The organism is Streptomyces sp. NPDC028298 (genome assembly GCF_055565895.1).
In genome coordinates this window covers 704183-728980 of sequence record NZ_JBVHTL010000002.1, presented here as the reverse complement: position 1 = coordinate 728980, position 24798 = coordinate 704183, and the positions used below count along the sequence as shown (strand labels likewise).

The 24798-nt window shown below is 72.6% G+C and carries 21 protein-coding genes; 9 read left to right on the top strand and 12 right to left on the bottom strand.

Translation table 11 applies throughout. The annotated features are described in order from the left end of the window. Nucleotides 1-126: 126 nt before the first annotated feature. Complete coding sequence (gene proP, locus ACZ4TO_RS11750) at nt 127-1524, bottom strand: glycine betaine/L-proline transporter ProP (RefSeq protein ID WP_382781672.1); 1398 nt, start codon at nt 1522-1524, stop codon at nt 127-129. A gap of 456 nt (nt 1525-1980) precedes the next feature. On the opposite strand from proP, the gene ACZ4TO_RS11745 reads away from it, so the two are divergent. Next, nucleotides 1981-4026 carry a bifunctional glycosyltransferase 87/phosphatase PAP2 family protein gene (locus tag ACZ4TO_RS11745; RefSeq protein WP_468024070.1) on the top strand — a complete coding sequence of 682 codons (2046 nt, stop codon included), beginning with the start codon at nt 1981-1983 and terminating at the stop codon, nt 4024-4026. Nucleotides 4027-4127: 101 nt separating this feature from the next. Here ACZ4TO_RS11745 and ACZ4TO_RS11740 read toward each other — a convergent pair whose 3' ends face one another. Beyond that, the gene (locus ACZ4TO_RS11740) at nt 4128-5372 is read right to left on the bottom strand and encodes a cytochrome P450 (RefSeq protein WP_382781665.1); all 1245 of its coding nucleotides are present in this window, start codon (nt 5370-5372) and stop codon (nt 4128-4130) included. 307 nt (nt 5373-5679) lie between these two features. Here ACZ4TO_RS11740 and ACZ4TO_RS11735 point away from each other — a divergent pair, with 307 nt between their 5' ends. Beyond that, the gene (locus tag ACZ4TO_RS11735; protein WP_382781662.1) at nt 5680-6849 is read left to right on the top strand and encodes a steroid 3-ketoacyl-CoA thiolase; all 1170 of its coding nucleotides are present in this window, start codon (nt 5680-5682) and stop codon (nt 6847-6849) included. 67 nt (nt 6850-6916) lie between these two features. Here the strand turns inward: ACZ4TO_RS11735 and ACZ4TO_RS11730 are convergent, their stop codons facing one another. The 7 genes from ACZ4TO_RS11730 to ACZ4TO_RS11700 form a co-directional block, all read right to left on the bottom strand. Further along, a complete protein-coding gene (locus tag ACZ4TO_RS11730; RefSeq protein WP_382781659.1) occupies nt 6917-7591 on the bottom strand; it encodes a YoaK family protein in 675 nt (224 codons plus the stop codon). Nucleotides 7592-8185: 594 nt separating this feature from the next. Next, nucleotides 8186-8605 carry an aggregation-promoting factor C-terminal-like domain-containing protein gene (locus tag ACZ4TO_RS11725; protein ID WP_382781656.1) on the bottom strand — a complete coding sequence of 140 codons (420 nt, stop codon included), beginning with the start codon at nt 8603-8605 and terminating at the stop codon, nt 8186-8188. 378 nt (nt 8606-8983) lie between these two features. After that, nucleotides 8984-9841, bottom strand: coding sequence for an ECF transporter S component (locus tag ACZ4TO_RS11720; RefSeq protein WP_468024069.1), 858 nt, complete (start codon nt 9839-9841; stop codon nt 8984-8986). Beyond that, the gene (locus ACZ4TO_RS11715) at nt 9838-11580 is read right to left on the bottom strand and encodes an ABC transporter ATP-binding protein (RefSeq protein ID WP_468024068.1); all 1743 of its coding nucleotides are present in this window, start codon (nt 11578-11580) and stop codon (nt 9838-9840) included. Before ACZ4TO_RS11715 ends, ACZ4TO_RS11720 begins: the two co-directional genes overlap by 4 nt. Next, nucleotides 11577-12668 (bottom strand): CbiQ family ECF transporter T component, encoded by a 1092-nt coding sequence (locus tag ACZ4TO_RS11710; RefSeq protein WP_385042158.1) that lies wholly within the window; start codon nt 12666-12668, stop codon nt 11577-11579. The genes ACZ4TO_RS11715 and ACZ4TO_RS11710 overlap by 4 nt, the downstream gene beginning before the upstream one ends. 312 nt (nt 12669-12980) lie before the next feature. Beyond that, nucleotides 12981-13637 carry an SCO2322 family protein gene (locus ACZ4TO_RS11705; RefSeq protein WP_451074914.1) on the bottom strand — a complete coding sequence of 219 codons (657 nt, stop codon included), beginning with the start codon at nt 13635-13637 and terminating at the stop codon, nt 12981-12983. After that, a complete protein-coding gene (locus tag ACZ4TO_RS11700) occupies nt 13634-14875 on the bottom strand; it encodes a prenyltransferase/squalene oxidase repeat-containing protein (RefSeq protein WP_468024067.1) in 1242 nt (413 codons plus the stop codon). The genes ACZ4TO_RS11705 and ACZ4TO_RS11700 overlap by 4 nt, the downstream gene beginning before the upstream one ends. A 312-nt stretch (nt 14876-15187) precedes the next feature. On the opposite strand from ACZ4TO_RS11700, the gene ACZ4TO_RS11695 reads away from it, so the two are divergent. Further along, nucleotides 15188-15850, top strand: coding sequence for a phosphotransferase (locus tag ACZ4TO_RS11695; protein ID WP_382781637.1), 663 nt, complete (start codon nt 15188-15190; stop codon nt 15848-15850). 124 nt (nt 15851-15974) lie between these two features. Here ACZ4TO_RS11695 and ACZ4TO_RS11690 read toward each other — a convergent pair whose 3' ends face one another. Then, nucleotides 15975-17054: an MBL fold metallo-hydrolase gene (locus ACZ4TO_RS11690; protein ID WP_468024066.1), complete on the bottom strand. Its 1080-nt coding sequence runs from the start codon at nt 17052-17054 to the stop codon at nt 15975-15977. Between the two features lie 203 nt (nt 17055-17257). Between ACZ4TO_RS11690 and ACZ4TO_RS11685 the strand changes: the two genes are divergently transcribed. From ACZ4TO_RS11685 to ACZ4TO_RS11675, 3 genes are all read left to right on the top strand, one after another. Next, nucleotides 17258-18715, top strand: a complete 1458-nt coding sequence (locus ACZ4TO_RS11685) for an aldehyde dehydrogenase (protein ID WP_382781630.1) — start codon at nt 17258-17260, stop codon at nt 18713-18715. A gap of 2 nt (nt 18716-18717) precedes the next feature. Continuing rightward, nucleotides 18718-18951 (top strand): ferredoxin, encoded by a 234-nt coding sequence (locus ACZ4TO_RS11680; RefSeq protein ID WP_382781626.1) that lies wholly within the window; start codon nt 18718-18720, stop codon nt 18949-18951. Nucleotides 18952-19024: 73 nt separating this feature from the next. Continuing rightward, the gene (locus ACZ4TO_RS11675) at nt 19025-19903 is read left to right on the top strand and encodes a tetratricopeptide repeat protein (RefSeq protein WP_382781624.1); all 879 of its coding nucleotides are present in this window, start codon (nt 19025-19027) and stop codon (nt 19901-19903) included. 152 nt (nt 19904-20055) lie between these two features. Here the strand turns inward: ACZ4TO_RS11675 and ACZ4TO_RS11670 are convergent, their stop codons facing one another. After that, a complete protein-coding gene (locus tag ACZ4TO_RS11670) occupies nt 20056-20757 on the bottom strand; it encodes a TetR family transcriptional regulator (protein ID WP_385042153.1) in 702 nt (233 codons plus the stop codon). 240 nt (nt 20758-20997) lie between these two features. On the opposite strand from ACZ4TO_RS11670, the gene ACZ4TO_RS11665 reads away from it, so the two are divergent. The 3 genes from ACZ4TO_RS11665 to ACZ4TO_RS11655 are packed head-to-tail and all read left to right on the top strand — an operon-like array spanning nt 20998 to nt 24301. Beyond that, nucleotides 20998-22455, top strand: a complete 1458-nt coding sequence (locus tag ACZ4TO_RS11665) for a glycosyltransferase family 4 protein (RefSeq protein ID WP_468024065.1) — start codon at nt 20998-21000, stop codon at nt 22453-22455. Beyond that, nucleotides 22449-23222: a class I SAM-dependent methyltransferase gene (locus ACZ4TO_RS11660; protein WP_382781615.1), complete on the top strand. Its 774-nt coding sequence runs from the start codon at nt 22449-22451 to the stop codon at nt 23220-23222. The genes ACZ4TO_RS11665 and ACZ4TO_RS11660 overlap by 7 nt, the downstream gene beginning before the upstream one ends. Continuing rightward, nucleotides 23219-24301: a prenyltransferase/squalene oxidase repeat-containing protein gene (locus ACZ4TO_RS11655; protein ID WP_382781612.1), complete on the top strand. Its 1083-nt coding sequence runs from the start codon at nt 23219-23221 to the stop codon at nt 24299-24301. Before ACZ4TO_RS11660 ends, ACZ4TO_RS11655 begins: the two co-directional genes overlap by 4 nt. 127 nt (nt 24302-24428) lie before the next feature. On the opposite strand, the gene ACZ4TO_RS11650 is transcribed toward ACZ4TO_RS11655, so the two are convergent. Next, nucleotides 24429-24719, bottom strand: coding sequence for a hypothetical protein (locus ACZ4TO_RS11650; protein WP_382781609.1), 291 nt, complete (start codon nt 24717-24719; stop codon nt 24429-24431). Nucleotides 24720-24798: the final 79 nt, after the last annotated feature.

Sequence of the window (24798 nt, the reverse complement as noted above, 5' to 3'; positions counted from 1 at the left end):
GCACCGGGCCTTTCATAGCCTAGTTAGATGCGCTAAGGACTTTCGTCTCGAACCTAACCCCCGGCACCTCCGCGTGCCAGCAGGATTCGGGCCCCGCGCGTCGGCGGGGCGCGGGGCCCGCCGGCGTCAGCGTCGGGCGGGTTCCACGGCGGGCGCCGAGCCCGGCAGCGGCCGGCCCGCCGACTCCGTCATGAACCAGACGGCGGCACCGCCGATCACGGCCGCGGCCATCATGTAGTACGCGGGCATCATCATGTTCCCGGTCGCCCCGATGAGGGCGGTGACGACCAGCGGGGTCGTGCCGCCGAAGAGCGAGACGGAGACGTTGAAGCCGATCGAGAGCGAGCCGTAGCGGACCCGGGTCGGGAAGAGCGCCGGGAGCGCGGCGGGCATCGCGGCGGTGAAGCACACCAGCAGCAGGCCCAGGGCGCCCATGCCGAGCGCGACGGCGAGCAGACTGCCCTGGCGGATCAGCAGCAGCGCCGGGACGGACAGCGCCAGGAAGCCGGCGCAGCCCGCGGCGATCACCGGGCGGCGGCCGACCCGGTCGGTCAGGGCGCCCGCGAAGGGCTGCACGACCATCATCAGCGCCATCACGCCGAGGACCACGAGCAGACCGTGCGTCTCGTCGTACTTGAGCTCGCTGGTCAGGTAGCTGGGCATGTAGGACAGCAGCATGTAGTCGGTGACGTTGAAGACCAGCACCAGGCCCATGCACAGCAGCAGGGTGCGCCACTGGCCGGTGACCATCTCGCGCAGCGGCACCTTGGGGCGGGCGGCCTCGGACTTCTCCAGCTCCGCGGCGAACGCCGGGGTCTCCTCCAGGCGCATCCGCAGGTAGAGGCCGATGATGCCCATCGGGCCCGCGATCAGGAACGGGACGCGCCAGCCCCAGGACAGCAGGTCGTCGGTGGACAGCAGGGCGGTCATGAGGGTCACCAGACCCGCGCCGCCGATGTATCCGGCCAGCGTGCCGAACTCCAGCCAGCTTCCGAGGAAGCCGCGCTTCTTGTCCGGCGCGTACTCGGCGATGAAGGTCGTGGCGCCGGCGTACTCGCCGCCGGTGGAGAAGCCCTGCACCAGACGGGCCACGAGCAGCAGGATCGGAGCGCCGACGCCGATCGTGGCGTACGACGGGATCAGACCGATCGCGAAGGTGCCCGCCGCCATCATGATCATGGTGAGCGCGAGGACCTTCTGGCGGCCGATCCGGTCACCGAGCGGACCGAAGACCATGCCGCCGAGCGGGCGGACGAGGAAGGCCGCGGCGAAGGCGCCGAACGTCGACAGGAGCTGGGCGGTCGGGTTGCCCGAGGGGAAGAAGACCTTGCCCAGGGTCACCGCGATGTAGCTGTAGACGCCGAAGTCGAACCATTCCATCGCGTTGCCGAGCGCCGCCGCCTTCACGGCGCGCCTGACCAGCGCGGGGTCGGTGACGGTGACCTCGGGGGAGCCGGGGCGGGCGGGAGCCGGGACACGGACGGCGGGGGCCGTCGGGGTCGCGGTCGGGGTGGCGGTCGGCAAGAGCCTTCCTTTCGCCGGGGACAGGGACGGGTCCGCCCGGGAGCGGGCCCGGGGGCTCGCGCAGGTGACCCGTGAAGGTGACCCGCGGGTGACCCGGGGCGGACCGGCGGCCCGTCCGAAGACGGGCCGAAAAGCGACCTTAGGACCCTTTGCCCCCATCACGTGGGGTAAGCAGACCTGCGCTCAGAGTGCGTAAAGGCGGCGTATGCAGGCGCGACGGGAGAACCGGAGCCGTCCTCGCGGGGTGCCGTCTGTGAGTCATGTCGCGGGCCCGGCCGGGAACCGGCCCTTTCGCGGACCGTCGATATTCGGACAAAGCGGAGCGGGCGTTCAGGCCGATCCGGGCCTGCCGCGCCCTCCGGTGACGGTGGCCGTGACACGCCGGATCCTGATATGGGTTGACATAAGGGATCTGTGAGACGCGGGTCGATCAACGGGTCGGAGGGCCGACAGGGCGTGGCGAACGTGGAGCACGGCGGACGGCCGGGCGAGGGCCTCGTGGGAGCACCGGAGACGGTGCGGGCCCGGGTGCGCGCGCTGCGCGTCGGGCTCTGGGCCGTCGCCGCCGTACTGGCCGTACGACAGCTCGCCGCCGTCCTCAGCACCCCCAAGGCGGAGCGGCTGACCGACCTGGAGACCTGGGTCGGTCCGCACGGCGTCCTGCACGTGAAGGGCTCGCTGTACGACTCGACGCGGTTCACCGGCACCCCGTTCGGCGGCCTCGTCCTCAAACCCCTCACCCGGTCGGCCGAACAGGCCCTGGGCTGGGGCTGGACCTTCGGCACCCTGCTGCTCGTCGTGGCGCTCGGCCTGATCGCCGCCCGCGCCCTGCCACCGCCCGTGAGCCGGCGTACGTCACTGCTCGCCGCGCCCGTGGCCGTCAGCCTGCTGATGCTGTCGCTCCCCGTGCGCAACGCCCTCTACCTCGGCCAGACCAGCATCATCCCGGTGCTGTTCGTCCTGCTCGGCTGCTTCGTCGTCCGCGGCGAACGCCTCTGCGGCGTCCTCATCGGGCTCGCCGCCGCCCTCCAGCCGACCGTGCTGCTCTTCGCCCCGCTGCTCTGGTTCACCGGCCGCCGCCGCGCCGCCACCGCCACCGGCGTCACCTTCGCCGCCCTCACCGCGCTCGCCTGGGGCGCGATGCCGCACGACTCGACCACGTACTGGGTGCACCACCTGGCCGGCGTCGGCCTCGGCGGGTCCGCCGACGACCTCGCCAACCAGTCCCTGCACGGCGCCCTGCTGCGGCTCGGCCTCACCGGGCCGCTGGAGGTCGGCCTCTTCCTGGCGCTCGGCGCGGCCGTCGCCTTCCTCGGACTGCGCCGCGCGGTGCGCTACGCCCGGGACGGGCAGTTGCTGCTCGCCGTCGCGGTGACCGGCTGCGTCGCCGTCGCCGTCTCGCCCACCACCTGGCAGCACCAGGTCCTGTGGGTCCTGCTCGCGCTCGTCGGCCGGGTCGGCCGGAAGGCCTCCGACCGCTATGTGTGGCCCGTCGCGGTCGTCCTCGTCATGACGCTGCCCGTCCCGATGCTGCTGCCGGACATGCCGGTCCTCGAACCGGTGCGCGACAACGTGGTGCTGATCGCCGCGCTGGCCGCCGCCACGGCCGTTCCGTTCCTGTCCCGTACGTCCGCGTACTACCGGGCCCCGGTCCCCACCCGCCACGCGGCGCCCGCCTCCACCCGGTGGAGGCGGATCCCGCTGTCGGCGTCCGGCCGGATCCTCACCCGCCCGAACCTGCTCCTCGAACTGCTCCTGATCCGCGTCGGCTACTCCGCCTACCAGCAGGTCAGGCTCGCCGCCACGGGCGGCACCAACTCCGGCGGGCGGGCCACCGCCGAGCACCACGGCCGGCAGGTCCTCTCCGTCGAGCGGTTCCTGCACCTGGACATCGAGCACTGGGTCAACCACGCGGTGGTCCAGGTCCCCGGCCTGCGGGACTTCTTCGACTTCTACTACCAGTCGTTCCACTTCGGTGTCCCGCTCACCATCCTCGCCGTGCTCTACGTCCGCCGCCCCGCCGACCACCGCTGGGCGCGCTCCGCCCTCGGCTTCGCGACCCTCCTCGCCCTCGTCGGCTTCTGGCTCTACCCCCTCGCCCCGCCGCGCCTGATGCCGGGCCTCGGCGTGATCGACACCGTGCACGGGGTGCAGGACTTCTCCAAGCCCGACTACGGAACGCTGACCGAGCTGACCAACCAGTACGCGGCGATGCCCTCGTTGCACTTCGGCTGGTCCCTGTGGTGCGGGATCGTCATCGTCGTGTTGGCGCCCAGGTGGTGGATGAAGGCACTGGGCCTGCTGCACCCGCTCCTCACGGTCTCCTCGATCGTGGCGACCGGAAACCACTGGGTCCTGGACGCCGTCGGCGGAGCGGCTGTCGTCGCCGCGGGCTTCGGCCTCACGTATCTCGTCAGCGGCCCGCGGGTCCGGGCGGCCGTGGCACCGGCCGGGGCCGCGGTGGGACGACCGGTCGGCGTGGCGGGCCGTACGCCGGGCTGATCACCTCGGGGGAGGCAGAGGCGGACGCGGGGATGCCCCTGCCTCCCTCGGGACGGGCCGGCGGTGCCGGGAGGCCGCCGGCCCGAGCGTGCGCGGCCCCGCTACGCGTGACGGACCTGGAGCTCCTTGACCCCGTTCAGCCAGGCGGAGCGGAGGCGGCGGGGGTCGCCCGCCAGTCGCAGCTCCGGCATCGCGTCGGCGATCGCGTTGAAGATCAGGTCGATCTCCAGCGTGGCCAGGGACTTGCCGAGGCAGAAGTGCGGGCCGCCGCCGCCGAAGCCGAGGTGCGGGTTGGGATCACGGGTGATGTCGAAGACCTCGGGGTTCTCGAACACCTCGGGGTCGTTGTTCGCGGAGGAGTAGAAGATGCCGACGCGGTCGCCCTTCCTGATCCGCTGCCCGCCCAGTTCGGTGTCCTGGGTCGCGGTGCGCTGGAAGGCGACGACGGGGGTCGCCCAGCGGACGATCTCCTCGGCGGTGGTCTTCGGCCGCTCCCTCTTGTAGAGATCCCACTGATCGGGGTGGGTGAGCAGGGCGTGCATCCCGTGGGTGATGGCGTTGCGGGTCGTCTCGTTGCCGGCGACCGCCAGCAGCAGGACGAAGAAGCCGAACTCGTCGGAGGCGAGGTTCCCCTGGTCCTCCGCCGCCACCAGGGTGCTGACGATGTCCTTGGCCGGGCACTGCTTGCGGTCCGCCGCCATGTTCATCGCGTACGAGATGAGTTCGGTGGCCGACTCGGCGCCGATCTCCTCGGTGATCGCGTACTCCGGATCGTCGTACGCCACCATCTTGTTGGACCAGTCGAAGATCTTGACGCGGTCCTCCTGCGGGACGCCGATGAGCTCGGCTATGGCTTGGAGCGGCAGTTCGCAGGCCACCTGGGTGACGAAGTCGAAGGAGCCGTCGGGGGCGGCCTGCGCGAGCGCGTTCGCGACGATCGAACCGGCCCGGGCGCGCAGCGCGTCCTCCAGCGAGCGGATGGCGCGCGGAGTGAAGCCGCGCTGCACGATCTGGCGGACCCGGGTGTGTTCGGGCGGGTCCATGTTCAGCATGATGAGGCGCTGGACCTCGATCTGCTCGCGCTGGATGTGCTCGTTGAAGCGGATGACGGCCGTGTTGAGGAACGAGGAGAACAACTCGGGGTGCGTCGAGACGTACTTGACGTCCGAGTGCCGGGTGACGGCCCAGTAGCCGTCGTCCTCGAAGCCCGCCACACCGGGCTGTTGGGGGACCCAGTGGACCGGCTCGGCCCGGCGCAGCTCGGCGAACTCCGGGAGGGGCACGCGGTGGTGCAGCACGTCGGGGTCGGTGAAGTCGAACCCGTCGGGCAGCGCTGGACAGGACATCGGCAACTCCCGGCTCTTTCTCGCACGTAATTCTGACGGGTCATCAGGAACATGGAATCGCCGTGAAGGTAGTAACGGGTTCTACAAGTGGCAAGAGGCGCGGCCCTCCCAATTCCGTGCGGGATTGGTGCAGATCACGACTTCGGGAGCTGCACGACCCTTGCGGCGCGGGGGGTTCGCTCAGCAAACTGCACGCAGAACTGGTACGCGTTCTAGTTCTGCGCGGTGGGTGGGCCGGGACGCCCCGCGCTGCGCGGTTCAGCCAGGGCCTGGCCGCCGGGCAGGCCTGAGGAGAGGACGAGCCCCCATGGCCGCGGAACCCGTGATCGTCGAAGCCGTACGGACCCCCATCGGCAAGCGCGGAGGCGCGCTCGCCAATCTGCACCCCGCCTATCTCCTGGGCGAGACCTACCGTGAACTCCTCGGCCGCACCGGCATCCCCGCCGACTGCGTCGAGCAGATCGTCGGCGGCACGGTGACCCACGCCGGCGAACAGTCCATGAACCCCGCGCGCACCGCCTGGCTGACCGTGGGACTGCCCTACGAGACGGCCGCGACGACCGTCGACTGCCAGTGCGGGTCCTCGCAGCAGGCCTCCCACATGGTCGCCAACATGATCGCCGCGGGTGTCATCGACGTCGGGATCAGTTGCGGTGTCGAGGCGATGTCGCGGGTGCCGCTGGGCTCGGGGTCCAAGCACGGGCCCGGCAAGCCGTTCCCCGACGAGTGGAACGTCGATCTGCCCAACCAGTTCGAGGCGGCCGAACGGATAGCGCGCCACCGCGGACTGACCCGGGAGAACGTCGACTCCCTCGGGCTCATCTCGCAGGAACGGGCCGCCGTGGCCTGGGCCGAGGAGCGCTTCAAGCGCGAGACGTTCGCCGTGCAGGTGCCCACCACCGAGGACGAACAGCGGGCCGGGCAGGGCATGTGGCGGCTCGTCGACCGGGACGAGGGGCTGCGCGACACGTCCATGGAGGCGCTGGCGAAGCTGAAGCCGGTGATGCCGACGGCCGTTCACACGGCCGGCAACTCCTCCCAGATCTCCGACGGTTCGGCGGCCATCCTGTGGGCCTCCAAGCGGATGGCGCGGGCGCTGAAGCTGCGGCCGCGGGCGCGGATCGTGGCCCAGGCTCTGGTGGGTTCGGACCCGCACTTCCACCTGGACGGGCCGATCGACGCGACCCGGGCGGTGCTCGGCAAGGCCGGGATGTCGCTGAAGGACATCGACCTCGTCGAGATCAACGAGGCGTTCGCGTCCGTGGTGCTGAGCTGGGCGCAGGTCTTCGAGCAGGACCTGGAGAAGGTGAACGTGAACGGGGGCGGGATCGCGCTCGGGCATCCGGTGGGGGCCACGGGGGCGCGGCTCATCACCACCGCGCTGCATGAACTGGAGCGGGCGGACAAGGAGTTCGCGTTGATCACGATGTGTGCGGGTGGGGGGCTCGCGACGGGGACGATCATTCAGCGGGTGTGAGGGGGCGCGGGGCGTTTGCCGTGGGCTCGCGGCGGGTTTGCCGCGGGTTTGCCGCGGGCTTGCGGCGCTACTCCCGGCCGGAGACGGTTGCCGCCAGGGCTGCGGGGATCAGGGCCGCGATCAGCAGGGGGAGGGCGAGGCCGTGGTTCAGGACCAGCCACGCGCCGAGCAGGGCGCCGGCCGCCATCGCCAGGACGGAGGCGGTGCGGCGCGGGGAGTGGTGGCCCGCGCCGCCGCCGGCGCGGCTGTCGGCGGCCAGGCCCGTGAGGGTCATCGTCAGGACGGTGGTCGTCAGGTCGGCGATGCCGAGCCTGCGGACCGTCGCGTTGCGCAGGCCCATCGCGAAGGCCGTGACGGCGATCACGGTGTAGGTGGTGGCGGTCGCGTGCGGGGCGGCGAAGGCCACCGCCGCGCAGGCGGCCGTCAGGATCGCCTCGGCTCCGAAGACGGCGCGGGCCCAGGTGCGGCGGGGGCCGTCGCTCAGGCGGACGGTCGTCCGTCCGCCGGCTGTGGCGCCGGCCACGAAGCAGCACAGGGAGGTGAGGGTGTGCGGGACGGAGAAGCCGGGGGCGCCGGCGGCGGCGAAGCCGAGGACCACCACGTTGCCGGTCATGTTGGCCGTGAAGACGTGGCCCAGGCCGAGGTAGCTCACCGCGTCGATGAGGCCGCTGACGACGGTCAGTGACAACAGCGCGGGCACGAGGCGGAGGCCTCTTGACTCGGGGTCGTGCGGCGGGGTCATGGGGGCCAGTCCACCACGGGGGCGGGGTCGTGTCCGCGCTCGCGGCTCCGGCCGGTGGGTGGGTCGGGGCCGTGCCGGTGCATCAGCCCGTCGCCGTTGGGCGGAGATGTGGGCGTCGGTGGCGACGGCCATTGATGTACCGGCACGTCCCCTCACGCCGGATCCCGACTGCGGGCGCGTGATCCAGACGGTTCCAATTCCGGCCGACGAAAGTCCCAACCCCGGCCGGCCAAAGCTTTCAGTCCGGCCGGCCAAAGCTTCCAGCCCCGGCCGGCCAAAGCTTCCCGCCCCGGTCGGCGAAAGTTCCAACCCCGGCCGGTCACGGCTTCCAGCCTTGGTCGGGGGAAGCTCCAACCCGGACCGCCAAAGCTCTCGGCCCGGCCCACCAACGCTTTCAGCTCCGGGCGGCGCAAGTTTCAGCCCCTCCGGCGATTGAGGAGCGGGGTCTGGGGCGGAGCCCCAGGTTCGGGTCGGGTAGGGGCGGAGGGGGCGAAAGAAGGTTGTGGTCGGACGGAGGGGGAGAAAGGGGTGGGGCCGGGTACGACGAAGGCGGCAGCCCCGGAACGGGGTGCCGCCTTGTGTTTGCGGGGCTGATCAGTACCAGCCGTTGGCCTGCCAGAAGCTCCAGGCACCGGCCGGGCTGCCGTAGCGGGAGTTCATGTAGTCCAGACCCCACTTGATCTGGGTCTTGGGGTTGGTCTTCCAGTCGGAGCCGGCGGAGGCCATCTTGGAGCCGGGAAGCGCCTGGACCAGGCCGTACGCACCGGAGGACGAGTTGGTCGCGCTGACGTTCCAGCCGCTCTCGTGCTCGACGATCTTGCTGAAGGCGTTGAACTGCGAGGCGTCCGGAATCATCGTGTGGGCGATCGACTTCGCGGCGGAGGCGCTGGTCGGCGTGGCGGCCTGAGCAGGCGCCGCGGCCAGGACCATACCGGCGGTGGCGGCGGCCACGGCGGTACCGGCGAGGGCCTTCTTCGGGGAAGAGACGATGCGGCGGATGACGGAGACGGACACGGAGAACCTGTTTCCTCGGGGACATGGAGTCGCTGGTGCGCCGTGACCACGTGGTGTGTGGAAGGAGCGGCGTACGTCGGCGCCGCGGCCCGTGGGGGCTCGTGGCGCCTGGCGACGTCCTCAAGACAAACAGGATCCGAGCCCGTCCGCAATGAACCTTTTTACTAGTTGTGGTCGCATTCGAGGGGGGTGGGTGTGGTGTGACGTGGCTCTCAATGTGCAGGTCAGAGGGTGTATTGGTGGGGGCATGTCAGGTGCTGTGTCTACTAGGGCGCCTCGTATGTGACCTGCGCCCTGTGGGCCGGTTCACCCCGCCCCTGACGGACGGTGCGGGGGAGGCCACGCGGTGCTGACCGGCGCTGTGACGTGGGTCCCTGATCACCGCGGGTCGAACGTGACCGGGCTCTCGAAAGCCGCCCGGCGCGTGGCCCTGCGCAGCGCCTTGAGGAGGGTCGTGCCGATCGTCAGGGTCAGGACGACCGTGACCACCGCCCGCCCCAGGTCCCAGCCGAGCGAGGTCGCCAGGCAGTACGCGAGGAAGCGGGCGAGGTTGGCGGGTACGGCGGCGTGCGGGTCGAAGGCGATGTTCGAGGCCAGCGCGTCCATGAAGGGCCAGCCGGCCAGGTTCATGACGGTGCCGTAGGCGAAGGCGGCGAGGAAGCCGTACCCGGCGAGCATCAGCAGCTCCGCGCGGCCGCGCAGCCGGTCCGGGCCCGGCAGGAGCCCGGCCCCCATCGTGAACCAGCCCATGGCCAGCATCTGGAACGGCATCCAGGGCCCCACCCCGCCCGTCAGCAGCGCCGACGCGAACATGGTCACGGACCCGAGGACGTAGCCGAAACCCGGCCCGAGCACCCGGCCGCTCAGCACCATCAGGAAGAACATGGGCTCGATCCCGGCTGTCCCGGCCCCCAGCGGGCGCAGCGCGGCGCCGGTCGCGGCCAGCACACCGAGCATGGCGACCGCCTTCGGGCCGAGGCCCGATTCGGAGATCGTCGCCGCGACCACCGCGACCAGCAGGACGAGGAGCCCCGCGAACAGCCAGGGCGCGTCCTGGGCGTGCGCGCTGACCTGCGAGCCGGGACCCGCGAAGAGCGGCCAGCCGAATCCGGCCGCTCCGGTCGCGCTGACCAGGACCAGGGCGGCGACGGAACGCGGGCCGAGACGGACGGCCCGGGCCTGGGGCTGAGGCTGAGGGCGGGAACGGGGGTGGGCGGAGGGGTCGGTGGTGGTCATGCGAGGGCCCTTCCGACCTGGGCGACGGTGAGCCACGGCTCGGGGGCCAGGATCTTGGCGACCTGCGGGGCGAAGGACGGGGACGCGACGACCACCTCGGCGGTGGGACCGTCGGCGACGACCTCACCGTCCGCGAGGATCACCACACGGTCGGCCAGTTCGGCGGCGAGTTCCACGTCGTGGGTGGCCAGCACGATGGCGTGCCCGCCGGCGGCCAGCCCGCGCAGCAAGGAGACCAGCCGGGCCTTGGCCGCGTAGTCGAGGCCCCGGGTCGGCTCGTCGAGCAGCAGCAGCGGGGGACGCGCCGTGAGGACGACGGCCAGCGCCAGCGCCAGCCGCTGCCCCTCCGACAGATCACGCGGGTGCGTGTCGTCCGCGATGTCCGGCAGCAGCTCGGACACCAGCGCCCGGCAGGTTCCGGCCGCGGCCCCGGCGTCCTCGTCGGCCGCCGCGCACTCGGCGGCCACCGTGTCCGCGTACAGCAGGTCCCGCGGCTCCTGAGGTACGAGTCCCACGCGGCGTACGAGGTCACGCGGCGCCGTGCGGTGCGGTGTCGCCCCGCCGACCCGGACGGATCCGGCCGCCGGTTCGACGAGCCCGACCAGCGCTCCGAGCAGGGTCGACTTCCCTGCGCCGTTGCGGCCCATCAGCGCGATGGTCTCGCCCGGCCCCGCGGTCAGGTCGACCCGCCGCAGCGCCTCGACGCGCCCGCGCCGGACCGCCAGCGACTCGACGACGGCCACCTCCGACGGCGGGGGAGGGGGCGTGGTCGTCGGCGCGCTCCCGCCTCCTCCGCGTTCCCGTCCCCGTCCGCGGAAGAGGCGGGAGAGGAGGGGGGTGGGGGTGGCTGGGGGTTTCGGTGACTGTGACTGTGTCTGGGGGAGGGGGAGGGGGCGAGGGGTCGTGGGTTCGGGTGGGGGTGTGGTGGTGAGGCGTTCGCGCAGGGTTCCCGCCCTGCGGCGTGCGTCGCGCACGGTCAGGGGGAGCGGGGACCAGCCGGCCAGGCGGCCGAGCTCCACGACCGGCGGGCACACCGGGGACACGGCCATGATCTCGGCCGGGGTGCCGAGCGTCAGCGGCGCTCCCGGCGCGGGCAGCAGGGCGATCCGGTCGGCGTACTGGACGACCCGTTCCAGGCGGTGCTCGGCCATCAGGACCGTGGTGCCGAGGTCGTGGACCAGGCGCTGCAGGACGGCCAGGACCTCCTCGGCGGCGCCGGGGTCCAGGGCCGAGGTGGGCTCGTCGAGGACCAGGACCCGCGGGTGCGGGGTGAGCACCGAACCGATCGCGACCCGCTGCTGCTGGCCGCCGGACAGCGTGGCGATCGGGCGGTCGCGGAGGTCGGCCAGCGAGAGCAGGTCGAGGGTCTCCTCGACCCGGCGGCGCATCACGGCCGGCGCGAGGCCCAGCGACTCCATGCCGTAGGCGAGTTCGTCCTCCACCGTGTCCGTCACGAAGTGGGAGAGCGGGTCCTGGCCCACCGTGCCGACCACGTCCGCGAGTTCGCGCGGCTTGTGGGTCCGGGTGTCCCGCCCCGCGACGGTGACCCGGCCGCGCAGCGTTCCGCCCGTGAAGTGCGGGACCAGCCCGCTCACCGCGCCCAGCACCGTCGACTTGCCGACCCCGGACGGGCCGACCAGCAGCACCAGTTCGCCCTCGGGCACCTCGAAGTCCACGCCCCGGACGGCGGGTTCGGCCGCTCCCGCGTACGTCACGGAGACATCCTCGAAGCGGATCACGATGACTCCTCGGGGGCAGGGGTTCGCCGGGCGGCCGGGGCCGCGAAGGCGGGGAGCAGGCCGAGCAGGATCGCGGCCGCGGGCAGGAGCGGGAGGTCGGGGGCGACCAGGGGGATGACGCCGGGGCGCAGCGCCGCGGGGTCCTGGGAGGCGGCCACGATCATCAGGGCCGCGACCGCCACGCCCGACCCGGCGACCAGCCAGGCCCGGACGCCCCAGAGGTCCGGCCGGTACCGCGTGCGCGGTGAGCGGCGGCCGCCCAGCCACAGGCCGCCGAGCGCCGCGCCGAGCCCGGCCAGCAGGACCGGAAGGCCGTAGGTGTCGCCCGCCGCGGTCAGCAGTCCGTACGTTCCGGCGCAGACACCGAGCAGGCCGCCCAGGGTCAGGGCGCCGGTGGTCCGGCGTATGGCGGCCGGGACCTGTGCCGTACGCCCGTAGCCGCGTGCGTCCATCGCCGCCGCCAGTGCGACCGAACGCTCCAACGCGCCCTCCAGGACGGGGAGTCCCACGTGCAGCAGGCCGCGCAGCCCCCGGTCGGGGCGGCCACGGAGCCGGCGCGCGGCGCGCAGCCGCTGGACGTCGGCGATCAGGTGGGGAGCGAAGGTCAGCGCGACGACCACCGCGACGCCCGCCTCGTACAGCGCTCCCGGCAGCGACTTGAGCAGTCGTGCCGGGTTCGCCAGGGCGTTGGCGGCGCCGACGCAGACGAGGAGGGCGGCCAGCTTCAGGCCGTCGTAGAGCGCGAAGAGCAGGCCCTCGGCGGTGACCCGGCCGCCGACGCGCACCCCCTGCGCCCAGTGCGGGAGGGGGATCTCGGGGAGTGTGACGATCACGTGCGTGCCGGGGATCGGGGAGCCGAGGAAGACGGCGAAGGCCAGACGGATGACGAGGACGGCCGCCGCCAGCTTCACGAACGCGGCGTAGGAACGGGCCCACGGGGCGTCGCTGCGGTGGGTGGCCACCACGAAGCCCGCCACCGCCATGAGCAGCGCCAGCAGCAGCGGGTTGGTGGTGCGCGAGGCGGCCGTGCCGAGCCCCAGCGCCCAGACCCACCAGGCCCCGGGATGCAGCGCGTCGGCCCGGGCCACCGCAGCGGGACCGAGGGTATGGGGGCGAGGGCGGGGGTCAGGGAGGGTGCGGGTGCCTCGTGACGGGACGCCGGGGGCGGCGGGCGCGGCGGGGGGCTGCGAACCCGCCGGGGCGTCGCTCGGCGATGGCTCCGCCCGGTCGGTGTCCGGCGGTGATCCCGCCGTGCTCGTGCTCCGCGGTGCCTTCGACTCGCTCGCGTCCGGCTCCGGGTGTCGAGGGACCGGCATGCCGGGTTCCCGGTGTGGTTCGGGTCGGCGGGAGGTCCGCGGCTTCGGGGCGGTGGGGTGGTCGGCCTCGGTCATGAGCTGTGCCTAGCCCCTGCGCCGGCGGGCCTGCCATACGGCCGCCGCGCCCAGCACGGCCACCGCGGCCGCTCCCGCCAGCAGGCCCACCGAGGGGCCCTGGTGGGCCGGCGCGGAGGCGCCCGGGCGGGCGGTCGCGGTCGGTCCGCCGGCCGCGACGGGGTCGCCGCAGCCCGTACGCGGATAGCCGGTGATGGCGCAGAGGAGGGCGTTGGTGTCGTAGCGCAGGGGGGCGGCGACCTCGGCCAGGGCTTCGGCCGTGCTCGCGTCGGGCGCGACCTGGGCGCAGGCGGTGCGCGCGGCCGGCGGACGCTCGCCGGACGGCGCGTCGGCGGCCGTGCCCGGGTCGATGACCAGGGCCACCCGCTTCGTGCCGGGCCGGGCGGGCGTCTTGGCGCATATCGCGGTGAACTCCCGCTCCCCGCGCGGCTGTACGGCGTGCCGGGAGTCCTCGCTCACGGCGAAGCGGAAGCCCTGGACGTCTCCGTCGGACGGCCGCGCGGTCGACGGCCCCTGGGTGGCGTAGGTCCACTTTCCGCCGGTCAGGTCCCAGAAGGACCAGTAGCGGTAGCCGACCGCGCCCGCCTGCCCCGCGCCGCCGAGGACGAGGAGCAGGAGGGCGGGCACGAGCGCCAGGGCGAGCGCGGCCGTCCGACGGCGGGTCACGGCTGCTTCTTCTTGTTGCGGCCGCTGATCAGGAAGCCGATGCCGATGCCCGCGACCAGGCCGACGCCGATGATCCACCAGACGCCGAGCCCGTTGCCGTCGTCCTTCTTCTCGTCGTTCTTCTTCTCGCTCGGGCTCGCCGAGGCGCCGGCCGCGACCGGGCCCGGGCCCGTGGCGGCGAGCTGTGCGACGAGGTCCTTGCCGCCGAAGGCGCGCGGGTCGGTGCCGGTGGCGTGTGCCGCGAAGATGAGCTGCGCGTACGCGGCGGGGCCGGACTTGGCTGCCCAGTCGGCGGAGTTCTTCTCCAGCCAGGCGAGCGGCTTCTGCGCGTCCTTCGTCGCGCCGATGGCCGCGAGGGCCACGACCGCGTCCGCCGTGTTGCCGTAGTCGGGCTGGTCCTCGGCGCCGGGGAGCGCGGACTTCAGGTACGAGGTCTTCGCCAGCGCCTGGCCGAGATAGTTGGCGCCGTTCCCCGCGGCGTCCGCGAGGTTGGGCTTGTCGCCGACGTGGCAGCCCGTGAGGTCGAACGCGTTGCCGGTCTCCGCCACGAAACCCTGGCCCATGCCGGCGGTCACGCCCGCGGCGGTCGCGTCCGCGTTCGCCGCCAGCTTGCCCTTCTTGTCGGGCTGGTAGGCGAAGGCGCCCTCACCATCGGAGTCGCAGGCCGTCGACAGCTTCACCAGGGCGTCGTAGGGGGACTTGCCGTCCTTGGTGACGCTCGCGGGCTTCGTGCCGACCGCCTTCAGCGCGCCGATCACGACGGACGTCGAGTTGGTGTCGCTGGGGCCGCCGGCCATGTAGCCCCAGCCGCCGTCCTTGTTCTGCACGGACTTCAGCCAGGTCACGGCCTTGCCGGTGGCGTCGTCGTGCCCGCCGAGCCCGCCGAGCGCCTGGACGGCCGCCGCCGTGCTGTTGGTGTCGACCTGGGTCTTCGCGTCGCACGCGGCGCTCGAGTCGGCGCGGTAGGCGGCGAAGGCGCCGTTCGCGCACTGCTGGTCGGTCAGCCAGCCCACGGCCGAGGAGGCCGGGCTCTGGCCGGCGGTGTGCTGGGCGAGCAGTGCGAGCGACTGCCGCCAGACGCCGTCGTAGGTCGGGTCGGCGGAGCCGAACAGGCCCGAGGGGAGGGCCGCCGAGGGCGACGGGGACGGGGACGAGTCGGCGGCGGAGGCGGCCGGGGCGATCACCGCCCCGATGACGGCGGTGGTGGCCAGTACCGCTGCGGTGCGGCGAACAGACATGACTCTCCCTGCGGGGAGACGGGCAGCACCGGGCACACTGAGGCTTCCGGGCGGCTCCGGCTCCGTATCCCTCGACGATGCCGGCCGTCGGCGGGCTGCCGAGGGCACGAGCCGGTCACGTCCCGGGCGAGGCGATCCGGCTCACCACCGAAGGTGGCTCACGGTTGCGGGTCAGCGCCGGATTTGCACCGGCTTCTCCTCGTACGGGTGTGATGACGACGCGCACACTCTACCGGCCGGTCCGAGGCCGTCGGTTGTCGCGTTCGGCACTGGCCCGGGGTGACCTGGGCGACATCCGCTAGGTTCGGGCCCATGCGAACGGGGAGACTGCTCGGCTCGGGGCGTTCGGCGGACGTCTACGAGATCGACGAGGCGTGGGTGCTGCGGCGGGACCGCGCGGGCTGGGGCGACGCGACGGCCGAGGCGGCGGTGATGCAGCACGTGCGCTCGCACGGCTATCCGGTGCCGGGTGTGCGGGCCGCGACCCGCGGGGACCTGGTGATGGAGCGGCTGTCGGGGCCGACCATGCTGGAGGCCTTCGGGCAGGGGCTGCTCTCCGCCCAGGAGGCGGGGCTGACCCTGGCCAGGCTGCTGCGGAAGCTGCACGCCGTGCCCGCCCGGCTCTCCGACGATCCCGGCGTCCGCGTTCTCCATCTGGACCTGCATCCCGACAACGTGATGCTGACCCCGGACGGGCCGAAGGTCATCGACTGGTCCAACGCCGAGGAGGGGCCGCCCGGTCTCGACTGGGCGATGTCCGCCGTGATCCTCGCCCAGGTCGCCGTCGGCGGCGAGGCGATCGGGGACGTGGCCGGGGAGACGCTGGAGGCGCTGCTCGACGGGAACGAGGACCAGGTGACCGAGGCGGGACTCGTCGAGGCGGGCCGGCGCCGTGCGGCCAACCCGACGATGAGCCCGCGGGAGGTCGAACTCCTCGGCGAGGCAGACGAGTTGATACGGGAGTTGTTGGGCTGAGGAGGGCGCGGGCCGGCGAAGTCGGTGGGGCGCGCCGATCGGCGGCCCCGGGTGCGGGTGGGTGCCGGCTCGGTGGGGACCGGAGTCCGGCAGTGCCGGGGACTCGGTGGGTGCCCGGGTGGTCTCACACCGCCGCGTACGTCACCGGGTCGCTGCCCGCCACCGCCTCCGCCCGTCCCAGTTTCACCAGGCGGCGGATGTGGGCCTCGGCCTCGGAGACCGCGATGTTCCGTGATCCGTAGGGGATCTCGGCCCAGGGGCGGTTCCACTCCATGCGCTCGGCGAGCTGCCAGGGTGTGAGCGGTACGGAGAGCAGGGCGAGCAGGCCGGTGAGCCGCTCCTCGTGGTGCGCGAGCAGTTCGGTGACCCGCGCGGGGGCGTCGGTGAACACGTGCTGGTGGGCCGGGAGCACCTCGGCGGGGCCGAGGCGGCCGACGCGCTCCAGGGAGTCGAGGTAGTCGCCGAGGGGGTCGGCGATCTCCGCGAGGCCGTCGACGCCGCCCGCGTAGGGCGGGCGCCCGTGGGTGTCCGGGTCCTCGTAGAGGCCGATGTGCGGGGTGATCCTCGGCAGCAGGTGGTCGCCGGAGAACAGGCGTCCGTTGCCGGGCAGTCGGTCCGGGTGGGCCTCCTCCAGGTGGAGGCACACGTGTCCGGGGGTGTGGCCGGGGGTCCAGACGGCCCGCAGTCGGCGGCCGGGCAGGGGCAGGAGTTCGCCGGGGACGATCTCGCGGTCGGGCAGGGCGGGGGAGAATCCGGGCAGGGTGCTGGGGCGGCGCAGGGAGCGGGGTGCCTCGCGGAGCGGGGCCACGTGCTCGTCCGGGGCGCCGCAGGCCGTCAGTTTCGCGGCCATGTAGGCGAACCAGCCCTCGGGCCTGGTCTCGCGGGTGCGCCGGACGATCGCCGCGTCGGCGGCGTGCATCGCGATCCAGGCGCCGGACGCCTCCCGGACCCGGCCCGACAGACCGTGGTGGTCGGGGTGGTGGTGGGTGATGACCACGCCGTGGATCTCCGTGACGGAGGTCCCGCAGCCGGTGATCCCCTCGGTGAGGGTGTCCCAGGAGGCCGGGTCGTCCCAGCCGGTGTCGACGAGCACGGGACCCGCGTCCGTGTCGACGAGATACACCAGCGTGTGGCCGAGCGGATTGTCCGGGATGGGGACCCTGATCGACCGTACGCCCCCGCCGTGATCGGTCACCTGCGTCATGCGCTCCCACCCATCGCCGACTCCCGCCACTATAACTAGAACGGGTTCCAATGGGAGCCCAAGTCGACTGTCGTGTCCGCATGTTCCGCGGTCCGTCGCCGTGTCCGCGGCGTGGACTCATCCGGCTGGAACTGGTATCAGTTCTCGTATCTGATGAAGCGTCAGAAGTAGTGGCAGAGAGCGTCCTTGGGAGGCAGTCGGCCATGACCGAGCTCGTGGAACACGGACAACTGTTCATCGGCGGGGAGTTGACCGACCCGCTCGGCAAGGACGTCATCGAGGTGATCTCGCCGCACACCGAGGAGGTCATCGGCCGGGTGCCGCACGCCTCGACGGCCGATGTCGACCGTGCCGTCGCCGCCGCGCGCCGGGCGTTCGACGAGGGCCCCTGGCCGCGGACGAGCCTCGACGAGCGGATCGCCGTCGTGACCCGGATCAAGGACGCCATCGCCGTACGGCACGAGGAGATCGCCCGCGTCATCTCCTCGGAGAACGGCTCCCCCTACTCCTGGAGCGTCCTCGCGCAGGCCCTCGGCGCGATGATGGTGTGGGACGCGGCGATCACGGTCGCGCGCGACTACCCGTACGAGGAGAAGCGCGACGGAGTCCTCGGCAAGCTCCTCGTCCGCCGCGAGCCGGTGGGCGTGGTGGCGGCCGTGGTGCCCTGGAACGTCCCGCAGTTCGTCGCGGCGGCCAAGCTCGCGCCCGCGCTGCTGACCGGCTGCACCGTCGTACTGAAGCCGTCGCCCGAATCGCCGCTCGACGCCTATCTGCTCGGCGAGATCGCGAAGGAGGCCGGGCTGCCCGAAGGGGTGCTGTCGATCCTTCCGGCCGACCGCGAGGTCAGCGAGTACCTGGTCGGACACCCCGGCGTCGACAAGGTCTCCTTCACCGGCTCGGTCGCCGCCGGCAAACGCGTAATGGAGGTCGCCTCCCGTCATCTCACCCGCGTGACGCTGGAGTTGGGCGGCAAGTCGGCGGCCGTGGTGCTGCCCGACGCGGACCTCGCCACCGCGGTCCCCGGGATCGTCTCGGCGGCCTGGATGAACAACGGCCAGGCCTGCGTGGCCCAGACCCGCATCCTCGTGCCCCGCTCGCGCTACGACGAGTTCGCGGACGCCTTCGCCACGGCGGCGAACGCGCTGGTCGTCGGAGATCCGCTCGACCCGGCCACCCAGGTCGGCCCGCTGGTCGCCGAGCGGCAGCAGCGGCGCAACCTCGACTACATCCGCATCGGCCAGGAGGAGGGCGCCAAGATCCTGGCCGGCGGCGGACGTCCGCAGGGGCTGGACCGCGGCTGGTACGTCGAACCCACCCTGTTCGGGGACGTCGACAACACGATGCGCATCGCCCGGGAGGAGATCTTCGGCCCGGTGATCTGTCTGCTCCCCTACGGCGACGAGGCCGAGGCCGTGAAGATCGCCAACGATTCCGACTACGGGCTGAGCGGCAGCGTCTGGACCGCGGACGTCGCCCACGGCATCGACATCGCCCGCCAGGTCCGTACCGGCACCTACTCGGTGAACACCTTCAGCCTCGACATGCTGGGCCCCTTCGGCGGCTACAAGAACTCCGGTCTGGGGCGGGAGTTCGGGCCCGAGGGGTACGGGGAGTTCCTGGAGCACAAGATGATCCACCTGCCGGCCGGCTGGGAGGCCTGAGGATGGGCGACCGCTGGCAGGTCGAGGTCGACCGGTCCGTCTGCATCGGCTCGGCCCAGTGCGTCCACCTCGCCCCGGACGCCTTCCGCCTCGACACCGGCATGCAGTCCCACCCCGTCGAGGCGGAGACCGACGCCAACGAGAAGATCCTCGAAGCGGCGGAGGGCTGCCCGGTGGAGGCCGTCATGATCTCGCTGCTGGCCGGCGGCGAACCGGTGTTCCCGCCGGAGGAATAGGCCGCCGGGCACGGGGACGCTCCACCGTCCCCGATATCCTCCGGCTTTCGACGGATCGACCGGGGCGGGAACAGTGCAGAAGTCCGAGGCCAGGAAACTGATCGGCGAAGCGGAGGCGGCGTGGGACGCCGAGGAGTGGCAGCGCTCCGCCGACCTCTACGAGCGGGTTCTGGCGCATTTCCCCGACGAGGAGCGGAGCGCGGTGTGGTGGTACGACGCCGCGCTCGCCCACAAGTTCCTGCGGAACTGGGACAAGGCGCTCGACCTCGGACGGGCGGCGGCGGCCCGCTCCCCGCGCGGCGAGGGCGATCCCGCGTACTGGAACCTCGGCATCGCCGCCACGATCCTGCGGGACTGGGCGACGGCCCGCGACGCCTGGGCCGGCTTCGGCATCGAGATCCCCGAGGGTGAGGGCGAGATCGCGGGACGCTTCGGCGCCGCCTGCGTACGGCTGGACACCGACGGGCAGCGGGAGGTCGTGTGGATCGAGCGGTTGTGCCCGACCCGGGGACGCGTCGTGAACGTGCCCGTCACGGGCGGGCGCCGGTACGGCGAGATCGTCGTGCACGACGGCGAGCCCAAGGGCGAACGGGTCTACGAGGGCACGGCGTACCCGGTGTTCGACGAGCTCACGCTCTTCGAACCCTCACCGCTGCCGACGCTGGAGGTGACGGTCGCGGCCGGCGAGAGCGACGACCTGGACGCCCTGCTCACCCTGTTCACCGAGCACGGCTTCGGCGCCGAACCCGCCAGTTCCGTACGTGTCCTGTGCGCCTGCTGCAGCGAGGGCACCCATCAGCAGGAACGCGATGTCCGGGCGGGCGCCCAGGCGGTGTCGCTCGCGGCCCCGGAGCCGGAGGCGCGGCGGCTGCTGGAGCGCTGGGCCGGGGAGACGGCGATCGGGCGGAGCTGGAGCGGCCTGGAACGGGTGGGCCAGGGGCGGGTGGGCTAGGAGAGGGTGGGCTCGGAGCGGCGCACCCGGTCGTACGGGTGCTTCCGCAGGTACTGGCCTTGACGCTCGGGCCGGCGCTCCTGCGAGTACCGGCCTTCCCGTTCGGGCGGGCGGCGCTGCCCCTCGTACCGGAGACGCCGGAGCCGCCGGAGCTACCGGTCGTCCGGGCCCGTCAGGTCGATCAGGCGGCAGACCGTCTCGATGTCTATCTTGACCTGGGCGATCGAGGCGCGGCCGGAGAGCCAGGTGATCAGGGCGGAGTGCCAGGTGTGCTCGATCACCCGGACGGCGGAGAGCTGGTCGGGCGTCGGGTCGTCGAGGCCCATCGCGTCCAGGATGATCACCGTGGTCTGCCGCGAGACCTGGTCGACCTCGGGGCTGACACTGCGGTCCGCGAAGGTGAGCGCGCGGACCATCGCGTCGGCCAGGTGCGGCTCCCGCTGGAGGGCGCGGAACGCCCGCATCAGGGTCTCCGCCACCCGCTCGGCGGCCGTGTCCCCGGCCGGCGGCTTCTTGCGCAGCGTGCCGTGCATGTGCTCGAGCTGGTCCTGCATCGTGGCGACCAGCAGATGCACCTTCGAGGGGAAATAGCGGTACAGGGTGCCGAGGGCGACCTGCGACGACTCCGCGACCTCGCGCATCTGTACGGCGTCGAAGCCGCCCCGGCTGGCGAGCTGCGCGCTCGCGTGCAGGATCCGGCGGCGGCGCGCCTCCTGGCGCTCGGTGAGCGGCGGGGAGGCGGGATGCGCGATGGAGTGCGGCCGGTGGTGCGCGGCGCCGGAGGACGCGGCGGGCGTGCTGGCCCCCGGCGCCGGTCGCGCGTTGTTCGAGTCCGCCTTGGCTTCCGCAGGCATGGGTCCGTTCCGTGACATCAGCGAGAGGGAGCGGTGAGCCGGCCCGGCAGGGCGTGACACCACCGGGTGAACCAGGCGATCCAGCCGCCCGGTCGTGGCGTGAATCACCTGATCCACCGCTCACAGCGGCGCTACCTGCCGGTAGATTCAGTGCTCCGTGAACGATCAAGTCTGAAACTTGTTCTAGATTAGCGTCCCGGCGTAATCTCGCGGGAAAGTGCAGGGAGAAGGGGACCGGAAGTGACCGCTGAGGCCATGGAGGCGGACCCCGGGGAGGGCGCGGCAGCCGACGGGGACCGACCCCTGCGCATCGCGCTCCTCACGTACAAGGGAAACCCGTTCTGCGGCGGCCAGGGTGTCTATGTACGGCACCTCTCGCGCGAACTCGCCCGCCTCGGCCACCGCGTCGAGGTCATCGGCTCCCAGCCCTACCCCGTGCTCGACGAGGGCCTGCCGGGCCTGAGCCTCACCGAGCTGCCCAGCCTGGACCTGTACCGCCAGCCGGACCCCTTCCGCACGCCCGCGCGTGACGAGTACCGCGACTGGATCGACGCCCTCGAGGTCGGCACGATGTGGACCGGCGGCTTCCCCGAGCCGCTGACCTTCTCGCTGCGCGCCCGCCGGCATCTGCGGGCCCGGCGCGGCGAGTTCGACGTCGTCCACGACAACCAGACCCTCGGCTACGGCCTCCTCGGGGACGTCGGCGCTCCGCTGGTGACCACGATCCACCACCCCATCACCGTCGACCGGCAGCTCGAACTGGACGCCGCCGAGGGCTGGCAGCGCCGCGCCTCCGTGCGCCGCTGGTACGCCTTCACCCGGATGCAGAAGCGCGTCGCGCGCCGCCTGCCGTCCGTGCTCACCGTCTCCGGCACCTCCCGCCAGGAGATCGTCGACCACCTCCGGGTCGAGCAGGACCGCATCCACGTCGTCCACATCGGCGCGGACACCGACCTGTTCTCCCCGGACCCGTCCGTGCCCCAGGTACCGGGCCGCATCGTCACCACCTCCAGCGCCGACGTGCCCCTCAAGGGCCTGGTGTTCCTCGTCGAGGCGCTCGCGAAGCTGCGGACCGAGCACCCGGGCGCGCACCTCGTCGTCGTCGGCAAGCGCGCCGAGGACGGGCCGGTGGCCCAGGCCATCGAGCGGTACGGCCTCGACGGCGCCGTCGAGTTCGTCAAGGGCATCTCCGACGCCGAGCTCGTCGACCTCGTCCGCTCGGCCGAAGTCGCCTGCGTGCCCTCCCTGTACGAGGGCTTCTCGCTTCCCGCCGCCGAGGCGATGGCCACCGGCACGCCCCTGGTGGCCACCACCGGCGGAGCGATCCCGGAGGTCGCGGGCCCCGACGGCGAGACCTGTCTCGCGGTCCCGCCGGGCGACCCGGGAGCCCTCGCGGCGGCTCTCGGCCGACTTCTCGGCGACCCCGCGCTGCGGGCACGGCTCGGTGCCGCCGGGCGCGAGCGCGTCCTGGCGCGCTTCACCTGGGCCAAGGCGGCCGAGGGCACGGTGGCCCACTACCGTGCGGCGATGGCCCTCCCCGCGTCCCGGCTCCGCTCGCGCGCGGCCGTCACCGCGGGCACCGACGCGCGCGGCGGCTCCCCGGCGACCCCGGGACCCGACCGCGCCGAGGCCGCGGAAGCCACCCCCGCCGCCGAAGAACTAGTTGCAGCCAACCGCGAAAGCAGGGCCACGTGCTGACCGTCGACTTCTCCCGGTTCCCGCTCGCCCCCGGCGACCGCGTCCTGGACCTCGGATGCGGTGCCGGCCGGCACGCGTTCGAGTGCTACCGGCGCGGCGCGCAGGTCGTGGCGCTGGACCAGAACGGCGAGGAGATCCGCGAGGTCGCGAAGTGGTTCGCGGCGATGAAGGAGGCCGGGGAGGCGCCCGCCGGGGCCACCGCGACGGCCATGGAGGGCGACGCGCTCGCGCTGCCCTTCCCCGACGAGTCCTTCGACGTCGTGATCATCTCCGAGGTCATGGAGCACATCCCCGACGACAAGGGCGTCCTCGCCGAGATGGTCCGTGTGCTCAAGCCGGGCGGACGCATCGCCATCACCGTGCCCCGCTACGGCCCGGAGAAGGTCTGCTGGGCGCTGTCCGACGCCTACCACGAGGTCGAGGGCGGCCACATCCGCATCTACAAGGCGGACGAACTGCTCGCGAAGATCCGTGAGGCCGGCCTGCGGCCCTACGGCTCGCACCACGCGCACGCGCTGCACTCGCCGTACTGGTGGCTGAAGTGCGCGTTCGGCGTCGACAACGACAAGGCGCTGCCCGTGCGGGCGTACCACAAGCTGCTGGTCTGGGACATCATGAAGAAGCCGCTGGCCACCCGGGTCGTCGAGCAGGCGCTGAACCCGGTGATCGGCAAGAGCTTCGTGGCGTACGCCACCAAGCCGCACCTGCCGAAGCTCGCGGACACGACCGACTCCGCGAAGGCCGCTTCCGAGGCGGACGCCACGTGACCACTCCCCGGCGGACAGAACACCTCGTCCTGCCCGGGGTCCTCACCGCCGAGGAGGCCGCCGCCACCGTGCGCGGGATCCTCGCGGTGCAGCGCCCCGACGGAGCCATCCCCTGGTTCCGCGGCCACCACCTCGACCCGTGGGACCACACCGAGGCCGCCATGGCCCTCGACGCGGCCGGCGAGCACGAGGCCGCCGAGCGCGCCTACGAGTGGCTGGCACGGCACCAGAACGAGGACGGGTCCTGGTACGCGGCCTACGCCGACGGGGACTTCGAGGACGTCACCGACCGGGGCCGCGAGACCAACTTCTGCGCGTACATCGCGGTGGGCGTCTGGCACCACTACCTGGCGACCGGCGACGACGTCTTCCTGGACCGCATGTGGCCCGCCGTCTACGCGGCCGTGGAGTTCGTGCTGCGGCTCCAGCAGCCCGGCGGACAGATCGGCTGGAAGCGCGAGGACGACGGAACGCCGGTCGACGACGCGCTGCTCACCGGGAGTTCGTCGGTCCACCACGCGCTGCGCTGCGCCCTCGCGATCGCCGAGCAGCGTGAGGAGCCGCAGCCCGACTGGGAGCTGGCCGTCGGCGCGCTGCGGCACGCCATCCGGCTGCACCCGGAGCGGTTCCTCGACAAGGACCGCTACTCCATGGACTGGTACTACCCGGTGCTCGGGGGCGCGTTGACGGGCGCCGAGGCCAAGTCCCGTATAGAGGAGGGCTGGGACCGCTTCGTGGTGCCCGGGCTCGGGGTGCGCTGCGTGGTCCCCAACCCGTGGGTGACCGGCGGTGAGTCGGCCGAACTCGCGCTGGCGCTCTGGGCGGTGGGCGAGTCGGACCGTGCGCTGGAGATCCTCCAGTCCATCCAGCACCTGCGCGATCCGCGGTCCGGTCTGTACTGGACGGGCTACGTCTTCGAGGACCGGGCCGTCTGGCCCGAGGAGCTCACCACCTGGACGGCGGGCTCCCTGCTCCTGGCGGTCGCAGCACTGGGCGGCGACGAGCCGACCTGCGCGGTCTTCGGCGGCGAGCGTCTGCCGTCCGGCCTGGACCCCGACTGCTGCACGCCGACGCGCTGAAGGTCCGGACGGTCCCGGCTTCCCGGACCGTCCGGACGCTCCGGACACGGTGAACTCGTCGAACTCGTCGAACTCGTAGAAGTCTTGGGGGGACTCGTCGGGTGCTGCCCGGCTTTTTCGGTGCCGGTCAGTGGCGGTGGATGCGGTTCGCCACCGCGTGGCCGATGAACAGGTAGACGACGGCGGCGAGGCCGTAGCCCGCGACGACACGCGCCCACTCCTTGTCGAAGGTGAACAGGTCGCGCGACCAGCCGGCCAGCCAGGCCGCGGTGCTGTGGATGAACTGCACGAGATCGTTGCCACGATTGGCGTCGAGCAGATACATCAGGATCCAGAGACCGAGAATGACGGCCATGACGTCGGCGACGATCGCGATGATCGTCCCCGCCTGATTGCCGTTGCGATATCTAGGGGACATGTCGAGCGGATTGCCCGTCGGCCCCGGATGAAACCCGAACGGCCCCCACCGGCTGGCACGGCCGCCGGAGCCGGGTGAC